Below are 17,175 nucleotides of genomic sequence, written 5' to 3'. Positions count from 1 at the left end.
ATGGACGTGATCTTGTGAATAGGATCGGACTCGCCCGGGCGGACGGATTCGGCTGCCCACGAGGAGGGGCGTGGACACCGGCCGGGGGCGACGGAGGGGGTGCCCTCGGCCGGTCTCAGCCGCTCCCCTCCGCCTCCTCCCGCGGTGGGGACTTCTCCGAGGAGGACGGCTCCTCGGGGGACGCGGCCGCCTCGGTGTCGGCCACCACCCGCCTGCAGATGTCGACCAGCCGGATGTTGAGCTCCTGGGACGTCCTGCTGATGATCTTCCAGGCCTCCTCCTCGGCGATGCTGTGCCGCTCCATCAGGATGCCCAGTGCGCTGCCGATGAGGCTCCGGGTGCTCAGGGCCCGGGTCAGGTTCGCCACCTCGATCTTGTGCTGCAGGGTGATCGCGACGTGGTCGGTCACGGTCGCGAGCAGCGCCGTCCCCTGCTCCTCGAACGCGTCGGGGCTGTCGGAGTAGAGCGTGAGGACGCCGATCCTGCGCTTGGACGTGGTCAGGCGCGCCGCGTACATGCTCCGGACGTCGTGGGCCGCGGCCCTGGTCAGGAAGCGGGTCCAGCGCCCGTCGCTGTGCTCGGTCGCGGTGCGCGTGAGGGGATCGGCCAGGGTGATGTGCAGCTTCGGCGACGTGCCCAGGAAGACGTAGGAGTCGCCGAGCCGCTTGGCGACACCGTCGCTGTGCGCGGTGATCCAGGGGCCGTTCTTCCCCGTGCGCGCGGTGACGTGGGCGTGGTCGCACAGGTCGAGGTCGCCGACCATGGCGTCGACGATCCGCTGGGCGGCCTCTTCGAGACCGGGGGAGCTGCCGAGCTCCTCGGTCAGCGACACCAGACGCCGGACCAGCGCGATCCGGTCGTCCGCGCCACCGGGGGCGGGGGCTGCGACCAACTCCCTGTGCTCCGGGAGGGGCGCTCCCTCCGGAAATGCTGAACGGCTGTTCGCTCGGCTCTTCTTCATCGGGTCCGGAATATCTCCACCGTGCCGTGGCACCTATGGCTCGCGCCACGGGGATGTGTGGCGCCGACGACTGATTCCGGCGGCCCCGCGCGCTCCGCACCGACGCCGCCGATCGTCCCCGGAGGGAGATCGGGCGCGTGCACACCGAAGTCCTCATCGTGAATCCGATGAGGTCGCGGCGGAGCGGATATGCGTTTGCGGCGTCATGAGGCCCGTTGGTTCACAGGCCACGCGGGTGCATGAGACGCGCAGGGTCACTGAAATCTAGGCCACGCTTCCGGACCTTGAAGAAACGAGTCTAGAAGAGACCGGAGGCCAACGGGCACAGGGCCTCCCGGTCCGCCCGGCCCCTTCCGGCCTTCCGGCCTTCCGGCCTTCCGGAGCCAGGACCACTGCGCATCGGTGCGGCGCCGCCCGCTCGGCGGCGGGCGGCACCGGGCGATCAGCGCTCCCAGGCGCGCTCGGACCGCGCCTCGTAGTGCTGGAGCGCGGTGGTCAACCCGATGCAGACCTCGGCGGCGGTCTCGAACAGACCCTGGGCCTTCGGGTCCGCGACCTTGTTGGCGTCGTTGCGGGCGTATTCGATCACCTCGGTCAGCAGGCCGCGCAACTGCTCTGCGTGGTGGCGCGGGTCCTCGTCGCCGTGCTGCGCGTGCTCGGTCATCGCGGTCTCCACAGGGCTCGGGATCATGAGCCCGGCCCGCTACCCCGATATCGGTCCGTGACACCGGACGGCCCCGCGCGCGCAGGGAGCCCGGCGGACGGTCTCGGCGGTCTCGGTGGCGGGCCGGCCCCGCGCATGGTCGGGCCGCCCGCGGTTAAGGGGAGACACATGGAATTCGGTGTTTCGACGTTTGTCACTGACGAGGGGATCGGCCCGGCGGCCCTCGGCCGCGCCCTGGAGGAGCGGGGGTTCGAGTCGCTGTTCGTGGCCGAGCACAGCCACATCCCGGTGAGCCGGGAGACGCCCCTCCCCGAGGGCGGTGAGCTGCCGCGCAAGTACTACCGCACGCTCGACCCGTTCGTGGTGCTGTCCGCGGCGGCGACGGCCACCGAGCGCCTCGTGCTGGGCACCGGGATCGCGCTGCTGGTGGAGCGCGACCCGATCATGACGGCGAAGGAGGCCGCCTCGGTCGACCGGGTCAGCGGCGGGCGGTTCGTGCTCGGCGTGGGTTCAGGCTGGAACCGGGAGGAGATGCGCAACCACGGCACCGACCCGGCCACGCGGGTGTCGCTGCTCGGGGAGCGGGTCAAGGCGATCAAGCGGATCTGGACCGAGGACGAGGCGGAGTTCCACGGCGACTTCGTGGACTTCGACCCGATCTACGCCTGGCCCAAGCCGGTGCGGCGGCCGCACCTCCCGGTCCTCGTCGGCGGCGAGGGCCGCACCGTCCTGGACCGGGTGCTGGACTACGGCGACGGCTGGTTCCCCCGCTGGAAGGGCGAGGCCGAGCCGCTGGTGTCGGCCATCGCCGAGTTCCGCGAGCGCTGCGCGCGGGAGGGGCGGGAGCAGCTCCCGGTGACCGTGTTCGGCGTACCCGAGACCCGCGAGGCAATCGCCGCCGCTGCCGGGCTCGACGCCGAGCGGGTGCTGGTCAACCTGCCGACCGAGCCCGAGGACGAGACACTGAAGCGGCTGGACGACATCGCCGTCATGATCGACGAGGCCCGCTGACCCGGCCCGGCCCGGCCGGTCCGGCCCGGCGCGCCCGGCGCCCGCGTCAGAGCACCGAACGCGTGTGGCCGCGCAGCGCCGCGTGCACGAAGATGAGCGCCGCTGCGGCGACGGTGCCGAACATGACCGCGGTCATGCTGGTCAGCGTGGCCTGACCGGTGGAGGTGAGGCCGGAGGCCGCGGCCAGCCCGCCGCCGAGCGCGAACTGCAGGGTGCCCAGGAGCGCGGAGCTGCTGCCGGCCACCGAAGCCGACTGGCTGGAGATGGCCAGCGTGGTGGCGTTGGGCGAGATCAGCCCGGTGCAGAACATCATCACGAACAGCACGGCGGTGACCGAGACCAGGTTCGCCTGCCCGCTGACGCCCAGGACGGCCAGGGCCGCCACGGCGGCGACGCTGCCCGCCAGCCCGGCCAGCAGCCGCCGGGAGGTGTGCATCCTGCCGATGAGCGCGGCGTTGACCTGGTTGCCCAGGACCATCCCCAGGGTGTTGACCGCGAAGACCAGGCTGAACTGCTGGGCGGAGGCGCCGAACTCGTTCTGGGAGATGAAGGAGAACGTCGAGATGTAGGTGAAGGTCATGGCGAAGCTCAGCGCCATGATGAGCGCGGGCCCGATGAAGCCGGGGTCGCGCAGCAGCCTGCCGAACGTGCGCAGCGTGGCCGCCATCTGGGGCGCCCGGCGCCGCTCCTTCGGCAGGCTCTCCGGCATCCCGAAGAACACCAGGGCGAAGCTGATCAGCCCGGCGGTCCCCAGCGCGGCGAAGATGAGCTGCCAGGGACCCAGCAGCAGCAGCTGGCCGCCCAGGATCGGCCCCAGCATCGGCGCCAGCCCGACGATCAGCACCAGCCGGGAGAAGAACTTGGCGGCGGAGTCGCCGTCGAAGGTGTCGCGCACGACGGCCTTGGAGATCACGGCACCGGCGGAGGCCGCGAGGCCCTGCACGAACCGGATGAGGCTGAACATCTCCGCCGACGGCGCCACCATGCACAGGAACGACGTGGCGGTGAACAGCGAGACCCCGATCAGCAGGGGGACGCGGCGCCCCCACATGTCGCTCATCGGGCCGATCACCAGTTGGCCGACGGCCAGGCCGACCATGATGGCGGTCAGCGTCAGTTGGACCTGCGACGCCGGAGCGTTCAGGTCCGCGGCGATCTCGGGGAAGGCGGGCAGGTAGAGGTCGGTCGCGAGCGAGCTGGTGGCCGAGAGCGCGCCCAGCACGAACACCAGCAGCACCACGGAGCGCCGCGGCCGCGGAGCCTCGGTGAGGGTGCTGGTGTGCGAACCGGTCGCGGCCGGACGCGCGGCGACGATGGACACGAGGATCACCTCGGGCGGAGAGAGGGCGCAACAGCGGAGAAGGCGACGAGAAGGAGGATCCGGAGGGAGACTGAAGGGATCTCCTCGGGGGTCACCCCGTCTGCAACCACACGCGCCATACCCGAAATCCATGTGTTCCGCGTTTTCAAACGTGACGTCCCCCACGTGCGCGGAACCGCCCCCGGCCCCCTGTCATGCGGGCATTCCCGCAGGTGAGAGCTGCATCGCCACCTCTTGAGGGCTGGGTCACCATGCCCGCTCTCCTCAGCCTCAGGGGCCGTGAACCTCAACCACAGGAAGGGTCCGCGGTGACCGGGTGACGGTGCACGCCGTCCTCGGCCTCAGGGGGTCGTGAACCTCGGCCGAAGGTGGGATCCGCGGTGGCCGGGCGATCCTCTCGTGTGGCCGTAGGCCCCTCAAGGGATCGCCCCGGCGCCGCGCCGCCCACGCCGCCACCTCGTGTGCCGGGACGCGACCGGGGTTTCGGTGCGCGGTGAGGGCGCGGACCACCGCGCCCGCCGACCTCGGCCACCGAGGGCGTGAAACACCGGCCACAGGGGCGTGAACCCCGGCCCGAGGACGCGACCGCACACCGCCGCTTTGGGCGCCGGGCCGAAACCGCGGTGTCGGTCTGTGCCCATGGTGTCGGCGTGCGCTTCGCGCGTGAGGGCGATTTTGCGTCCACGGGCCTTCGGCCACGCGAGAGAATCGCCCACCCGCACGCCATCCCTCCTGGGGCGGGTCTTCACAACCCCCTGAGGCCGAGGTACGCGTGCCCTCGTCCGCGCGTCCTCCCTCCCTGGAACGGGTCTCGGCCCGCGGGATCGGGGGAGCGTGCCGCGCGTTCGTCGCGGGGGCGGCGCGACAATTGGGCCGGAGTCCTGGACAATGCACCCCGGACCCCAGTTGAGAAGGCGGATCAGGAACGTGACGACGTCCATTCATCAGCGGATCGCCGAGGAGCTCGGCGTGCGCGAGCGGCAGGTGGATGCGGCCGTCGAGCTGCTCGACGGCGGCTCCACCGTGCCGTTCATCGCCCGCTACCGCAAGGAAGTGACCGGCACGCTCGACGACGCACAGTTGCGCACGCTCGAAGAGCGGCTGCGCTATCTGCGCGAACTGGAGGAGCGGCGCACGGCGATCCTGGAGTCGATCCGCACGCAGGGCAAGCTCGACGACGCGCTCGAGGCGCGGATCATGGCGGCCGACTCCAAGGCCCGCCTGGAGGACATCTACCTCCCCTACAAGCCCAAGCGCCGCACCAAGGCGCAGATCGCCAGGGAGGCCGGGCTCGAACCGCTCGCCGACCGGCTCCTCGCCGACCCCGGGACCGACCCGCAGGCGGCCGCGGCCGACTTCGCCGACCCCGACAAGGGCGTGGCCGACGCCGCTGCGGCGCTCGACGGCGCCCGCGCGATCCTGGTCGAGCGCTTCACCGAGGACGCCGACCTGATCGGAGAGCTGCGCGAGCGGATGTGGACGCGGGGCCGCCTCGTGTCGCGCGTGCGCGAGGGCAAGGAGGAGGCCGGCGCCAAGTTCGCCGACTACTTCGACTTCGCCGAGCCCTTCACCCGGCTGCCCTCGCACCGGATCCTGGCGATGTTCCGCGGCGAGAAGGAGGAGGTCCTCGACCTCACTCCCGAGCCGGAGGAGCCGCAGGCCGGGGAGGAGGCGCGGACCGGGCCGGGCGACTACGAGCTGCGCGTCGCCCGGCACTTCGACATCGCCGACCGCGGCCGCCCGGCCGACCGGTGGCTGATGGAGACGGTGCGCTGGGCCTGGCGCACCCGCATCCTCGTCCGGCTCGACATCGACCTGCGCATGCGCCTGTGGCAGGCGGCCGAGGACGAGGCGGTCGACGTCTTCGCCGCCAACCTGCGCGACCTGCTGCTCGCCGCGCCCGCCGGGGCCCGGCCCACCATGGGCCTCGACCCCGGGTACCGTACCGGTGTGAAGGTCGCGGTGATCGACGCGACCGGCAAGGTGGTGGCGACCGAGACGATCCACCCGCACCAGCCGCAGCGGCGCTGGGACGAGGCGATCGCCGCACTGGAGCGGCTCGCCGCGCGGCACGGCGTCGAGCTGATCGCGATCGGCAACGGCACCGCCTCGCGCGAGACCGACCGGCTCGCGGCCGACCTGATCAAGCTGCACCCCAAGCTCAGGCTCACCAAGATCATGGTGTCGGAGGCCGGCGCATCGGTGTACTCCGCCTCGGCCTACGCCTCGGAGGAGCTGCCGGAACTCGACGTGTCGCTGCGCGGCGCGGTGTCGATCGCGCGCCGGCTGCAGGACCCGCTGGCCGAGCTCGTCAAGATCGACCCCAAGTCGATCGGCGTCGGCCAGTACCAGCACGATCTCGCCGAGATGAAGCTGTCGCGCTCGCTCGACGCGGTGGTGGAGGACTGCGTGAACGGGGTCGGCGTGGACGTCAACACCGCATCGGCGCCGCTGCTGACACGGGTCTCGGGCATCGGATCGGGGCTCGCGCACAACATCGTGCTGCACCGCGACGCCAACGGCCCGTTCCGCTCGCGCGCCGCCCTCAAGGAGGTCGCGCGGCTCGGCCCGAAGGCGTTCGAGCAGTGCGCGGGCTTCCTGCGCATCCGCGGCGGCGACGACCCGCTCGACGCCTCCAGCGTGCACCCCGAGGCCTACCCGGTGGTGCGCCGCATCCTCGCGGCCTCCGACACCGGCATCACGTCGCTGATCGGCAACGGCGCGCGGCTGCGCGCGCTCAGGCCGGGGGAGTTCGTCGACGACACCTTCGGCCTGCCGACCGTCACCGACATCCTCAAGGAGCTGGAGAAGCCCGGCCGCGACCCGCGTCCCGCGTTCACGACCGCGAGCTTCAAGGAGGGCGTGGACAAGCTCGCCGACCTCGAACCCGGCATGCTGCTCGAAGGCGTCGTCACCAACGTCGCGGCCTTCGGCGCCTTCGTCGACGTCGGCGTGCATCAGGACGGCCTGGTGCACGTCTCGGCGATGTCGAAGTCCTTCGTCGAGGACCCGCGCGACGTCGTCAAGTCGGGCGACATCGTGCGCGTGAAGGTGCTCGACGTGGACATTCCGCGCAAGCGCATCTCGCTCACGCTGCGGCTCGACGACGAGATCGAGGCCTCCGGCGAGCAGCGCGCGCCGTCGGGCGCCGAGCGCCGGGACCGCAAGGGCGGCGGCAAGCGCGGCGACCGCGGGGGCGGCCAGAAGCAGAACCGCGGCGGCAAGGGCCAGAACCGCGGCGGCAAGGGCCCGGCCCCGAGCGGAGCCCTGGCCGACGCCCTCCGCCGCGCCGGCCTGGCCGAATAGCGCCCACCCCGACGACCCGGGTTCCGCCCCCGGTCCCCGGGCTCCACGGCACCGCCGCGAGCCCCAGGGCCGGGGGCTTTCGGCGCTGATCTTGAGCTCGAGTTCTCGTCTCACCGATGTCCGACGGCCGCGTCCGCACAAGGGGGTCGGCTGTCGCAGGGCGCGCAGCGCCGGCGGCACAGCAGGTCCGAGCCCTGGAAACCCCACCCCACCCCACAGACGCAGCAGTCAAGGCTCGGCCAGACCGAGGGAGCGGCCTTCAAGGCCCACTCGCGCGCGAAGCGGACCCGCCGCTCGGCAGCGGGCCGGATGTGTAGCCGGCGGAGCGGGCGCCGCCGCTCTCTTGAGTTCTGCATTGGTGACGGGCCCGGATCGCCGGTGAACGTGCGGATCCGATCCACTGTGCGGCCTTGTGGTCGGCCGAGTGGCGGGTGGGCTGCACGGAAAAGCAGCGGCGGGGCCGGGGGGGCGGCTCAGGCGGCGCGGATGCCGTTCCGCCGCATCCCTGCTCGTCGAGCTTGGCCTTCTCGTCGATCTTGGCCTTATGGAGCCTAAAAACGTTGCGATAACCCCCGACAAGGCCAAGAAGCGTCGGCGAGAGAACCACCGCAAGGCCGGGCGGCCCGAGGACCTCAGGAGTCGCCGGAACGGGCGTCGTCGGCGGCGGCCCCGTCGGTTCCGATGGTCGAGGCGCTGCGCGGTTTGCGGCGCACCTTGCGGCTCGTCGGCGGTTCCGGGGACGCCGCCGCGGCGGGTGCGTCGGCGGCCGGGGCCTTCGGCGCCGACGCCTGCTTCGGCGCGCCGCCGGCGTGGATGTTGAGGGCCTCCTCCTCGGCGTCGAGCATCTTCTGCACGTTCTGCGGCAGCGCGGGGAGCCGGTCCCCGCGGAAGTGCGCTCCCAGTACTTCGAGCGCGTGGTCGCACAGCATCTGCACGGCCCGTTCGGCCTTGACCCCGCTGAGTTCCTCCAGCTCGGGGAGGCGGCACTCCCGCAGCAGCCGGATGACGTCGCGGACGCGGTCCCGGACGCGGCGGTCGGCGATCGTCACCGACAGGATCTCCGCCTCGGCGAGAGCGGACGACGCCGTGCCGTCGCCGGGGGACGGGGTATCCCGCTCGGTGATGAACAGCCCCGTGAGCTGACGCGTCGCCTCGCGCGCCGCGGCGCGGCCCTCGGTCCTGCGGGAGTGGCGGCCCTGCAGCCAGGTGACGGCGGCGCTGCTCACCAGGCTGATGCCGCCGCCCGCCAGGACGAGCAGGAAATCGTACACGGTGGGGCCTCCGAGGGGTGAGGGGATGATCCGGGTCCGAGCGCCTTCGCGTAGGTGGCGAGCATTGGGGGCAACGGCCGGATTGTCAAGTGCGCGGGCCCGGAGCGCACCGGAAGAGCGGGCGCCCCCGCACGGTGTCCCGCCCGGTCACGGGCACCGCGCGGGGGCTCCGTGCCGGTCGGCCCTCGCGCGGCGGGCCTCCCGCAGGCGCAGCACCACGAAGCAGACGAACGCGACGACGGCGGTGACCACGACCGCCTTGGAGAACACGCCCACGTACCGCTCGACCGTCCACCGGTTCTCCCCGAACAGGTGGTCGGCCACGACGAAGGCGGTGTTCCGGATCAGGCCGCCGAGCGCGGTGCAGACGAGGAACGTGGTCGTCGGCATCCGTTCGATCCCGCAGGGACCGAGACGAGGCCGCGGAGGATCGGGCCCATGCGGCCGAAGAACACCGCCCGGGTCAGTCGCCCATGTGCAGGCGGGAGCCGGCCTTATGGATGAGGCCGAGTTTCTGCTGGGAGGGCCGCTGCTGCTCCCCGTGCAGGGCGTTGAGGGCCACCAGTGCCCCGGTCAGGACCGGCACACTCCACTGCGCCGCGCGCAGTTGCCGGTGGGCCTGCTTCAGCGACACCGCGCGCTCGGCGAGCTCGCCCTCCTTGTCCGACTTGTCCGCCCCGTTCGGTTTCACGGCGGCCTCCAGCCGCTTGCCCAGCATTCGGGCATAGACGCTGGCGGCCAGCGCCGCGCCGGTGAGCACCGTCTTGGCGGCGGTCGAGGCGCCCACGCCCTTCTCGTGTTCCACCCGGGAGCGGTTCGCTTCGAGCAGGGCGGCCCCGCCGACCAGGTGCACGGCGACCGCGGCGGCGTTGGCCGGAGCCCATTTGTTCCATCCCGCGCTGGAGATCCGGACCCCGCGAACGGCGTCGTCGTCCTCCCTGGCGGCGCCGTTGAGGCCGATCGCCCCCATCAGCGATCCGCCGAACCAGGCGGCCAGTCCCAAGTCGTGCAGGCTGCGGATGACGGTGTTGCGATCCGCCACCTTCATCATTTCCATTGATTTCATGACACCCCCCAGAAGATGAACGGCCCGGCAGGAGATCCTGCGGCCGGTGCACCCTCTACCGAGGTGGTGCCGGTGTATGCGCGTTCCGCACGGGACGCCGCTGATCGGAGCGGGCCGGAGGGGGACCGGGCCGCCGAGGGCGGCGAGAGCCCCCCCGTCACCTGCGGGCGGCGCCGTGGGCCGCGGTGCGGACGGTCTGGGCGGTGCGGGGCTCGGCGGTGTTCGCCGCGCGGGCGGCCGCGGCCTCGGCGTCCGCCTCGGCGCCGGCGAGCATGTTCGCGGTGATCCATTCGTAGACCATGATCCACGAGGAGCTGAAGGAGGAGGACCACGACGGGGACAGGTCGCGGACCGCGCGGACCATGGCGCGCCCCACGTTGGGGTAGTGCTCGGGTTTGATACCGAGCTCCCTGTGGTGGTGGGCGCCGAGGCGGCGCAGGTACTGCTGCACCTCCTCCGGCCGGTCCAGGTAGCGCACCACGTCCAGCAGGGCCTGGCTCATCCGCTCGTGCTGGGGGCTCATGTCCGCGGCGAACATCGACCGCGCCTCCGGCGCGATCTCGAACAGGTGCCGGTAGAAGGACTCGGCCAGAACGGTGGAGTTCTCGGGCAGGTCAGAGCACGTCAGGCGGACCTGCTCGATGACGTGGGCGCTGGGGAGCCGGACGTCGTGGATGGACCGGGGGTGCATTTCGCGTCTCCGGGAGTCTGTCGTCGGCCCGGTGGGGGCACCTGAGCGGAACGAGTGGCGGGGACAGGATTCTCGTGTCAGGAGGCGGGACGGCCGGTGGGCCCGGGGAAGGCCGCGGGGCGGAGGCGTCCGGGCGCCGGGGTGCGGCGGCTCCTCGGAGGGGGCGGCGGCCGCTGCCTCGGCCATTCCTGCTCCACCCTTGCCGTCAAAGGTGGACGCGTACCCATCCGATCGTCCGTTGTCTCCGAATACCGAATGAGTGCGCAGAATGACACCCTATGTGTACACCACGCCACCCATGGAGAGCCAACAGGAGGCCTCCGTGCCGCAGGAGGTGACCCTGCGCGTCGCCCGCGCCGACCTGGCCGGACTCGTCGTACAGGCCGAAGCGGGGAAGACGGTGCACCCGACCCGTCGGGGCGCACCCGTCGCCGCGATCGTCCCTTTTGCCTCATCAGCCCCTGCTGCCCCCGCCGACGCGACTCAAACCAGGCGCGCCCGCGCCCTCACCCGGCGACTCCTCGACATCGCCCGCGAGTCTCGACGATCTGCACATCCCCCGATAGCCCCGTCCCACGCCGAAAAGGCGGGCGCCCGCCGGGCGCCCGCCTGTGCTCGTCGGCCCGCGGGCCGGTGCGCTACTCCTCGGATCCGCCGGTCGGGGCGGTCTTCTTCCTGCGGGCGAAGTACACCGCCGCGCCGCCGCCGCCGATCGCGACCAGTCCGGCGGAGACGAGGCCGGTCAGCGCGGCGCCGGTGACCGGGAGGCCGCCGGCGGCGTCGCCCTCGTCAGCGGGCGCGGGGGCTTCGTCGGCCTCGGGGGTCTCCGAGCCCTCGTCCCCGCCGCCGGGGGTCTCCTCGCCGGGCTCATCGCCTTCGGCGGGCGGCTCCTCGGCACCGGGGGTCTCCTCGCCGTCCGACTCCTCCCCGTCGGCGGGCGGTTCCTCGTCGCCGGGGTTCTCCTCGCCGTCGCCGGGCTCTTCACCGCCCGGGTTCTCCTCCCCGTCCCCGGGGGGCTCCTCCTCGCCGGGCTCGTCCCCGCCGGGCTCCTCCTCGCCGCCGGGGGTCTCCTCCTCGCCGCAGTCGACCCAGAAGACCTTGTGCTTGCCGCCGTTGCCGTTCTGGCCCTCGAACTCCCAGAAGACCTTGTAGTGGCCGTCGGGCAGTCCAAGGTCGCCGGTGCGGCCGTGGCCCTCGCCGTCGAGGGTCAGCGAGCCCTCATCGACGACCTCCTTCGTCCCGGTGGGCGGCCAGGACTTGATCCGCCACGAGACCTCCTGAGCCTCGTCGAAGTTGGAGCCGACCAGGTAGAACTCGCAGACCTTCGGTTCGTTGCGCGGGTCCTCCGCGTCCGTCGCGGAGTCGTGGACCTTCACGGTCCCGTTGTCGCCGTTCGGTCCCTTGAAGGGGGCCGCGGCCGCGGTGCCGCCCATGGCCAGCGACGCCGATCCGAGGATCAGGGCCCCGCCGAGGAGGCGCGCGGTGTTCTTGAGCCAGAAGTCGTGTGACAAGAGAGTCCTCTGAGATGGGAGGAAACGGGGGGAATGAAACGAAGATATCGACCTTCCGAAAATCCGGACACCCCTTCAGGTCACAGCTGTACAACTCATGATCATCCGGCCGGACGCGAACCCGCGCCCGCCGTTCCTCACGATGCGCCCGGGACGACCAGCCCGCTCTCGTAGCGTCCTGAGTCGTTGATTCAGTGGATGTCGCCGTGTCGGGGGAGGGCGCTCAGGTCATCGGGTGGCGCCGCTGCGGTCCTGAGGGCATGGCCGGTGTCTGGCGACCGGGTCCGTACGGGGGGTCGGCTGTCGCGGTGCGCGCAAGCCGTCGGCGGCACAGCGGATCCGGGTCCCGCAAGCCCGCCCCGCCCCGCGAACGCGGCGGTCAGAGCCTGATGAGCGCCCCACCTCCGCGGAACACGCATCGAACCGACGACCCGGCACACCAGGTCGCTGATGAGGGGGTGGGAGGCTGCGGCCGCAGCCTCCCGTTCACCACCGCACGACCTGGGACCGGTGCGGCCGGGGAGCCCCGCCGATGCAACCGGGGGGAGTCCCGCACCGCCTTTTCCGCCGATCGTGACCTCGCGGCCCCTGAAAGCGCGGTTTCGACGTCCACAGGGTCAGGACCGGCGGGGGCTCAGCGAGGGCGGCGCGTGGATGCCGAACTCGGTGCGCAGCGCGCTCCGGGCGGCGTGGTAGCCCGCCATCCCGTGCACGCCGGGGCCGGGCGGGGTCGCCGCCGAGCAGAGGTAGACCCCCTTGAGCGGGGTGCGGTACGGGTCCCACCGGAGGGCGGGGCGGGCGAGCATCTGCCGGATCCCGATGGCCCCCGCTCCGATGTCGCCGCCGACGTAGTTGGGGTTGTAGGACTCCATCGCGGCCGCGGGCACGCCGCGGGAGGCCAGGACGGTGTCGCCGAACCCGGGGGCGAAGCGCTCGATCCGCGACCGGACCGCCGCCACCGGGTCGCCGGGGTCGCCGTTGGGCACGTGCGCGTAGGCCCAGACCGGCCGCCTGCCGGGGGCGCCCCGGGACGGGTCGGCGGCCATCGGCTCCGACAGCAGCACGAACGGCTCGGCCGGGAGCGCGCCGCGGGCCACGGCGGTCTCGCGCGCGAACACCTCCATCTGGTCGCCGCCGAGGTGCACGGTGCCGGCCCGGCCGATCTCCGGCACGGCCCAGGGGATCGGCTCGGAGACCAGGAAGTCGACCTTTGCCGCGCCCGGCCCGTAGCGGTAGCGCTCCAGCCGCCCGCGGTACCCGGCGGGCAGCAGCGGGCCGGCGACGTCGAGCACCCCGCGCGGGGCGAGGTCCAGCAGCACGGCGCGCGCGGACCGCACCTGCCGGATGTCGGTGACCGGGCTGCCGGTGTGCACTCGGCCCCCGTGCGCGGTGAAGTCCTCGATCAGCGCGTCGGCGATGCGCGCGCTGCCGCCGCGCGCGACGGGCCAGCCGCTGCTGTGGGCCAGGTGGCCGAGCAGTAGGCCCACGGCCGCGGCCGGCAGGCTCGGCAGCCCGGTGACGGCGTGCGCCTCCGCGCCGGCGAGCAGCGCGGGGGCCTCGGGGCCGGAGAAGAGGTGCCGGGACCACGCGGTCCCGTGCCGCAGGATCCGGGTCGGCAACCGGGGCAGCAGGGACAGGGCGCGCGGGTCGGCGGGGAGCCGGCGCTGGTCGGAGAGCAGCAGGTCCACCATTGCCTCGCTGCGCCGCACCAGCGGCAGCATCAGGTCGCGCCACCGCGCGCCGTCGGCGCCGAGCCGGTCGCAGGTCCGGTCCAGATCGCGGTAGGCGAGCCCGGCGCGGCCGCCGTCCAGCGGGTGCGCGAAGCCGATCTCGGGCTGGAGCAGCTCGACGCCGCGCCCGGCGAGGTCGAACTCGCGGAAGAACCGCGAGGCCGCCGCCATGGGGTGGACGGCGGAGCAGACGTCGTGCACGACGGAGGAGTCGAAGAGCGGCGCGCTGCGCAGACCGCCCCCGGCCTCCGCCGCGGCCTCGTGGATCTCCACGCTGAGGCCGCTGCGCGCCATGACGACACCGGCGGCCAGCCCGTTGGGACCCGACCCGATGATGACCACATCAGCAGACACGGCACCCACGCTCTTCGACTGCGTCGAACGGTCACCCGAACGCTACCGCGCCCGCACCGCCACAAGTTGCGCGCCTCGCCTCAGGAGGAGTCGCGTGCCCGTCCCAGTGCCGCCCGCGCCAGGAGGGATGGCGCGCGTACCTCGGCCCCAGGGGGTTGTGTAGGCCCGCCCCAGGAGAGGTGGAAGAGGCCTTGACTTCAGGGGGTTGTGTAGGCCCGCCCCAGGAGGGAGGGCGCGCGGGTGGGCGATCCTCTCGCGTGGCCGAAGGCCCATCAAGGGATCGCCCGGTCACCGCGGATCCCTCCTGTGGTTGAGGTTCAACCCCCCTGAGGCCGGGGGCGGCGTGCACCGTCGCCCGGCCACCGTGGATCCCTCCTTGGCTGGGGCAAAGACCTCGGTGGCCGAGGACGGTGCATGAAGGATCAGCGCGGGGCCTCGGCGATGACGACGGCCATGCCGTGCGGGGGCGTCTCGACCTCCCGGATGCCGTGGTAGCCGGCCGCGGTCAGCCGTTCGGCCAGTTCGGCCGGGGGCCACGGGGTGATGCCCCTGCGGGCCGCCCGCCACCGGATGACGGCCTCCCGCACGGCGCCGGTCCCGTCCGGCCGCCCGCCGCGCAGCGCGGTGGCGCAGATCAGCCGGCCTCCGGGGCGCAGGGCGGCGCGCACGCGCGGCAGGGCCCGGACGGCGGCCTCCGGCGCGATGACCGACAGCGGCAGCCACGCCAGGTCGTAGGCTCCGGTCTCGGCGAGGTCGGCGACGTCCTGCAACCGCAGCTCGACGCGGTCGAGGAGGCCGCGGTCGGCCAACCGCTCCTCGGCGAGGCGCAGGATCCGCGGCTGGACGTCCAGCCCGACGGCGCGGGCGCCCGGGACCCGGGCGACCACCGTCGCCGCGATGGCGCCGGTCCCGGTGCCGACGTCGAGGAAGCGCAGGCCGTCCCGGCGCAGCAGGTCGCCGAAACCGGGGGCGCGCGCCGCCAGCAGGTCCAGGAACCCGGCCATGTGCTCGCCGGAGGACCTCCCGGCCGAGACGAGAGCGGCGTCGTCGTCCTCGCCGTCGTGCGCCTCGGCGGCGCCCCCGCCGCGTCCCTCGGCGGCGTCGGCGGCGTCGCGCAGGATCCGGGCGATCTGGGCCGGGAAGGCGTCGGCCCGGTCCGCCAGCACCGCGCGGTGGGCGGGCGGCAGCCGCCAGCCCTCGGGGCCGCGTTCGGCGTACCCGGCGGCTCCGAGGAGCGCGCCGTGCTCCTCGGACAGGGGCCGCCCGCCCGCCGCCGCGGCCAGCGCCGCGAGCAGCCACGCGCCGTTCATCAACGCGTCGACGCGGGCCGGCAGGTCCGATTCCGATGTCGCCATGGCGCGAGTGTCCCAGCCTTTCCGGTCGGCGGTCCGGGAGCTCCAATGAGTGACAAAGCTCTCATAACAAGGTAGAAACATGGGTGCGTAGGGATGATCTACGCGTTCGAGGCAACCAGCCGAGGAGTGAGTCATGGCCTGTGCCGGTTACGACCTGACCGTGTCGCTCGACCACGTCGACACCGAGATCGCCCTGGACGTCGACGAGCTGGACGAGGAGACCGCGCAGGAGAGCGTTGCCGCTGCCTGAGTGGACTCCCATGGTCGGAGGGGAGGGGGCCGGGCCCCTTCCCCTCCCGCCCGCTCCGGGGAACGCCGCCTGGTCGGGCGCGCGCGAGCGCGAACTGCCCCTCGCCGAGGCGGAGCGGCGGGTGCACGCCGAGATCCGCGCCCTGGGATGGCGCTCCCGCTACCGGGTGCTCGACGAGGACGAGCCCACCGCGACCCAGTGCGAGCTCTGGCACTCCGACGGGACCGAGGTCCCCTACGGCCTGGGCAGCGGGAAGGGACTGAGCGCGCCCGCCCGCGTGGGGGCGCAGTTCGAGGCCCTGGAGCACGCGCTCAGCGGCCCGCTCGTCTTCGACTCCCTGCCCGTGCGGCTCTGCGACGCCGCCGACCTCCTCTCCGGCCCGTTCGGCGCCGACCGCGCGGTCCGCGACGCCGCCCGGCAGCCCGGCGCCCGGCTCGCGTGCCTGCGCCATTCCGCGCTCGACGGCGGCCCCGACTTCGACGTCCCGCTGTTCCTGTGGGCGCCGTGGTATCCCGTCCCCACGCCGGGAATGCTGGAGCGCCGTTCGCGGCTCGGCGACACCGCCGACTACCGGTCGATGCTGTCCTACAGCGTCAACACCGGCTGCGCCATCGGCGCCACCGACGACGAGGCGCTGCTGCACGCGCTGAACGAGTGGGCGGAGCGTGACGCGTTCTCCCTGTTCCTGCTGTGCGGCGTCTACGACCGCGGGCCGATGCCCGCGCGCATCCCCCGCGAGGCGCTGCCCGGTTTCCTGCGCGAACGGCTGGACCGCGCGGCCGCCGTCGTCGGCGGCCCCGTCGTCCTGCTGGACCTGACCACCGACCTCGGCGTGCCCGTGGTCATGGCCTACGCGCCCGCTCTGGCCGGCTCCTCGGCGCGCTACTACGGGCTCGGCGCGTCGCTGTCGGGCGAAACGGCCGTGGAGCGCGCCGTCACCGAGTTCGTCCAGGGCGAGCTGCTCGCCGGGGTCGTGGCCGAGCACGCCGCCGCACCGCGCGAGCGCCCGGCCCGGCGCCCCGCGGAGCGCCCGACGTTCGACCAGGTCGTGGCCGAGCACGACATCGCAGCGGCGGTGCGCGAGCGGCTCGCCGGCCACCCGCGGCTGCTGGCCTGCGCCCACCTGGACTTCGCCGACCGCCTCGCCGACGCGCCGGTGGCCGGGGTCCCGCCCGAGACCGTCCCGCCCGGGACCCCGGTGGCGCGGCAGCGCGCCGCGGTCGTGGAGCGGATCGCCGCCGCCGGGCACCGGGTCGCGGCGCACCGGCTCGCGGTGCTGGAGCACGGCACGACGGTGGTCCAGGTGCAGTGCCCCGGCCTGGAGCGGTTCCACCTGATCACCAAGGGCCACCTCGCGCTCCCCGGGGAGCGCGGCCGCCGCCTGCGCGCCCGCGACCGGGTGTGACGGGCCGCGGACCGATCCCGTGCGAACGCGGCCGTGAATTCGCCGAACTCGATACCGTGATGAAGACGTCGCCGGGCGGCAGCGACGGCATCCGGCACATGCTGGAGCATCCGGGCCCCGGCATGCGGCGGCGCTGGAGGGCGCTCGGCACACCCGAGCTGCCCCCGCCACCATCGCGGCGCCGGTCGAGGCGGTCGAGGACGCCCACGGCTCCGGCCCGCAGGCCCAGCGCGACCGCGCCCCCGCGCGCGACCGCGGGCACCTCGCCCTGATCGAGGC

13 protein-coding genes are annotated in these 17,175 nt (G+C 73.3%); 3 read left to right on the top strand and 10 right to left on the bottom strand.

All coding sequences use genetic code 11. From position 1 onward, the window contains the following. Nucleotides 1-115 precede the first annotated feature (115 nt). A complete protein-coding gene (locus tag HDA32_RS27170; protein WP_179645855.1) occupies nucleotides 116-892 on the bottom strand; it encodes a GAF and ANTAR domain-containing protein in 777 nt (258 codons plus the stop codon). 511 nt (nucleotides 893-1,403) lie between these two features. Then, nucleotides 1,404-1,625 carry a hypothetical protein gene (locus HDA32_RS27165; protein WP_179645854.1) on the bottom strand — a complete coding sequence of 74 codons (222 nt, stop codon included), beginning with the start codon at nucleotides 1,623-1,625 and terminating at the stop codon, nucleotides 1,404-1,406. A 168-nt stretch (nucleotides 1,626-1,793) separates the two neighbouring features. Between HDA32_RS27165 and HDA32_RS27160 the strand changes: the two genes are divergently transcribed. Then, the gene (locus tag HDA32_RS27160) at nucleotides 1,794-2,636 is read left to right on the top strand and encodes an LLM class F420-dependent oxidoreductase (protein WP_179645853.1); all 843 of its coding nucleotides are present in this window, start codon (nucleotides 1,794-1,796) and stop codon (nucleotides 2,634-2,636) included. Nucleotides 2,637-2,682: 46 nt separating this feature from the next. Here the strand turns inward: HDA32_RS27160 and HDA32_RS27155 are convergent, their stop codons facing one another. Next, nucleotides 2,683-3,957, bottom strand: coding sequence for a multidrug effflux MFS transporter (locus tag HDA32_RS27155; protein WP_486387597.1), 1,275 nt, complete (start codon nucleotides 3,955-3,957; stop codon nucleotides 2,683-2,685). A 927-nt stretch (nucleotides 3,958-4,884) separates the two neighbouring features. Here HDA32_RS27155 and HDA32_RS27150 point away from each other — a divergent pair. After that, complete coding sequence (locus tag HDA32_RS27150) at nucleotides 4,885-7,263, top strand: Tex family protein (RefSeq protein WP_312863348.1); 2,379 nt, start codon at nucleotides 4,885-4,887, stop codon at nucleotides 7,261-7,263. 632 nt (nucleotides 7,264-7,895) lie between these two features. Here HDA32_RS27150 and HDA32_RS27145 read toward each other — a convergent pair. From HDA32_RS27145 to HDA32_RS27115, 7 genes are all read right to left on the bottom strand, one after another. Next, complete coding sequence (locus tag HDA32_RS27145; RefSeq protein WP_179645850.1) at nucleotides 7,896-8,534, bottom strand: hypothetical protein; 639 nt, start codon at nucleotides 8,532-8,534, stop codon at nucleotides 7,896-7,898. A gap of 147 nt (nucleotides 8,535-8,681) precedes the next feature. After that, the gene (locus HDA32_RS27140) at nucleotides 8,682-8,924 is read right to left on the bottom strand and encodes a hypothetical protein (RefSeq protein ID WP_179645849.1); all 243 of its coding nucleotides are present in this window, start codon (nucleotides 8,922-8,924) and stop codon (nucleotides 8,682-8,684) included. Nucleotides 8,925-8,997: 73 nt separating this feature from the next. Continuing rightward, nucleotides 8,998-9,591 carry a hypothetical protein gene (locus tag HDA32_RS27135; RefSeq protein WP_218882620.1) on the bottom strand — a complete coding sequence of 198 codons (594 nt, stop codon included), beginning with the start codon at nucleotides 9,589-9,591 and terminating at the stop codon, nucleotides 8,998-9,000. Between the two features lie 166 nt (nucleotides 9,592-9,757). Next, the gene (locus HDA32_RS27130; protein ID WP_179645848.1) at nucleotides 9,758-10,291 is read right to left on the bottom strand and encodes a globin domain-containing protein; all 534 of its coding nucleotides are present in this window, start codon (nucleotides 10,289-10,291) and stop codon (nucleotides 9,758-9,760) included. Between the two features lie 638 nt (nucleotides 10,292-10,929). Beyond that, nucleotides 10,930-11,802, bottom strand: coding sequence for a hypothetical protein (locus HDA32_RS27125; protein WP_218882619.1), 873 nt, complete (start codon nucleotides 11,800-11,802; stop codon nucleotides 10,930-10,932). Between the two features lie 617 nt (nucleotides 11,803-12,419). After that, nucleotides 12,420-13,886, bottom strand: a complete 1,467-nt coding sequence (locus tag HDA32_RS27120; RefSeq protein WP_179645847.1) for a phytoene desaturase family protein — start codon at nucleotides 13,884-13,886, stop codon at nucleotides 12,420-12,422. A 422-nt stretch (nucleotides 13,887-14,308) separates the two neighbouring features. Further along, on the bottom strand, nucleotides 14,309-15,241 hold the full coding sequence (locus HDA32_RS27115) for an SAM-dependent methyltransferase (RefSeq protein ID WP_179645846.1): 933 nt from the start codon (nucleotides 15,239-15,241) through the stop codon (nucleotides 14,309-14,311). Between the two features lie 260 nt (nucleotides 15,242-15,501). Between HDA32_RS27115 and HDA32_RS27110 the strand changes: the two genes are divergently transcribed. After that, nucleotides 15,502-16,896 (top strand): YcaO-like family protein, encoded by a 1,395-nt coding sequence (locus tag HDA32_RS27110; RefSeq protein ID WP_179645845.1) that lies wholly within the window; start codon nucleotides 15,502-15,504, stop codon nucleotides 16,894-16,896. Nucleotides 16,897-17,175: the final 279 nt, after the last annotated feature.

It is taken from the genome of Spinactinospora alkalitolerans (genome assembly GCF_013408795.1).
Classification (GTDB): domain Bacteria; phylum Actinomycetota; class Actinomycetes; order Streptosporangiales; family Streptosporangiaceae; genus Spinactinospora; species Spinactinospora alkalitolerans.
This window is presented reverse-complemented; position numbering and strand designations above follow the sequence as displayed.

Excerpts from the sequence above, each read along its gene's own strand:
- HDA32_RS27165 (WP_179645854.1), bottom strand. The coding sequence starts at position 1,625 with ATGACCGAGCACGCGCAGCACGGCGACGAGGACCCGCGCCACCACGCA.
- HDA32_RS27160 (WP_179645853.1), top strand. The coding sequence starts at position 1,794 with ATGGAATTCGGTGTTTCGACGTTTGTCACTGACGAGGGGATCGGCCCG.
- HDA32_RS27110 (WP_179645845.1), top strand. The coding sequence starts at position 15,502 with ATGGTCGGAGGGGAGGGGGCCGGGCCCCTTCCCCTCCCGCCCGCTCCG.
- HDA32_RS27130 (WP_179645848.1), bottom strand. The coding sequence starts at position 10,291 with ATGCACCCCCGGTCCATCCACGACGTCCGGCTCCCCAGCGCCCACGTC.
- HDA32_RS27115 (WP_179645846.1), bottom strand. The coding sequence starts at position 15,241 with ATGGCGACATCGGAATCGGACCTGCCGGCCCGCGTCGACGCGTTGATG.
- HDA32_RS27140 (WP_179645849.1), bottom strand. The coding sequence starts at position 8,924 with ATGCCGACGACCACGTTCCTCGTCTGCACCGCGCTCGGCGGCCTGATC.
- HDA32_RS27135 (WP_218882620.1), bottom strand. The coding sequence starts at position 9,591 with ATGGAAATGATGAAGGTGGCGGATCGCAACACCGTCATCCGCAGCCTG.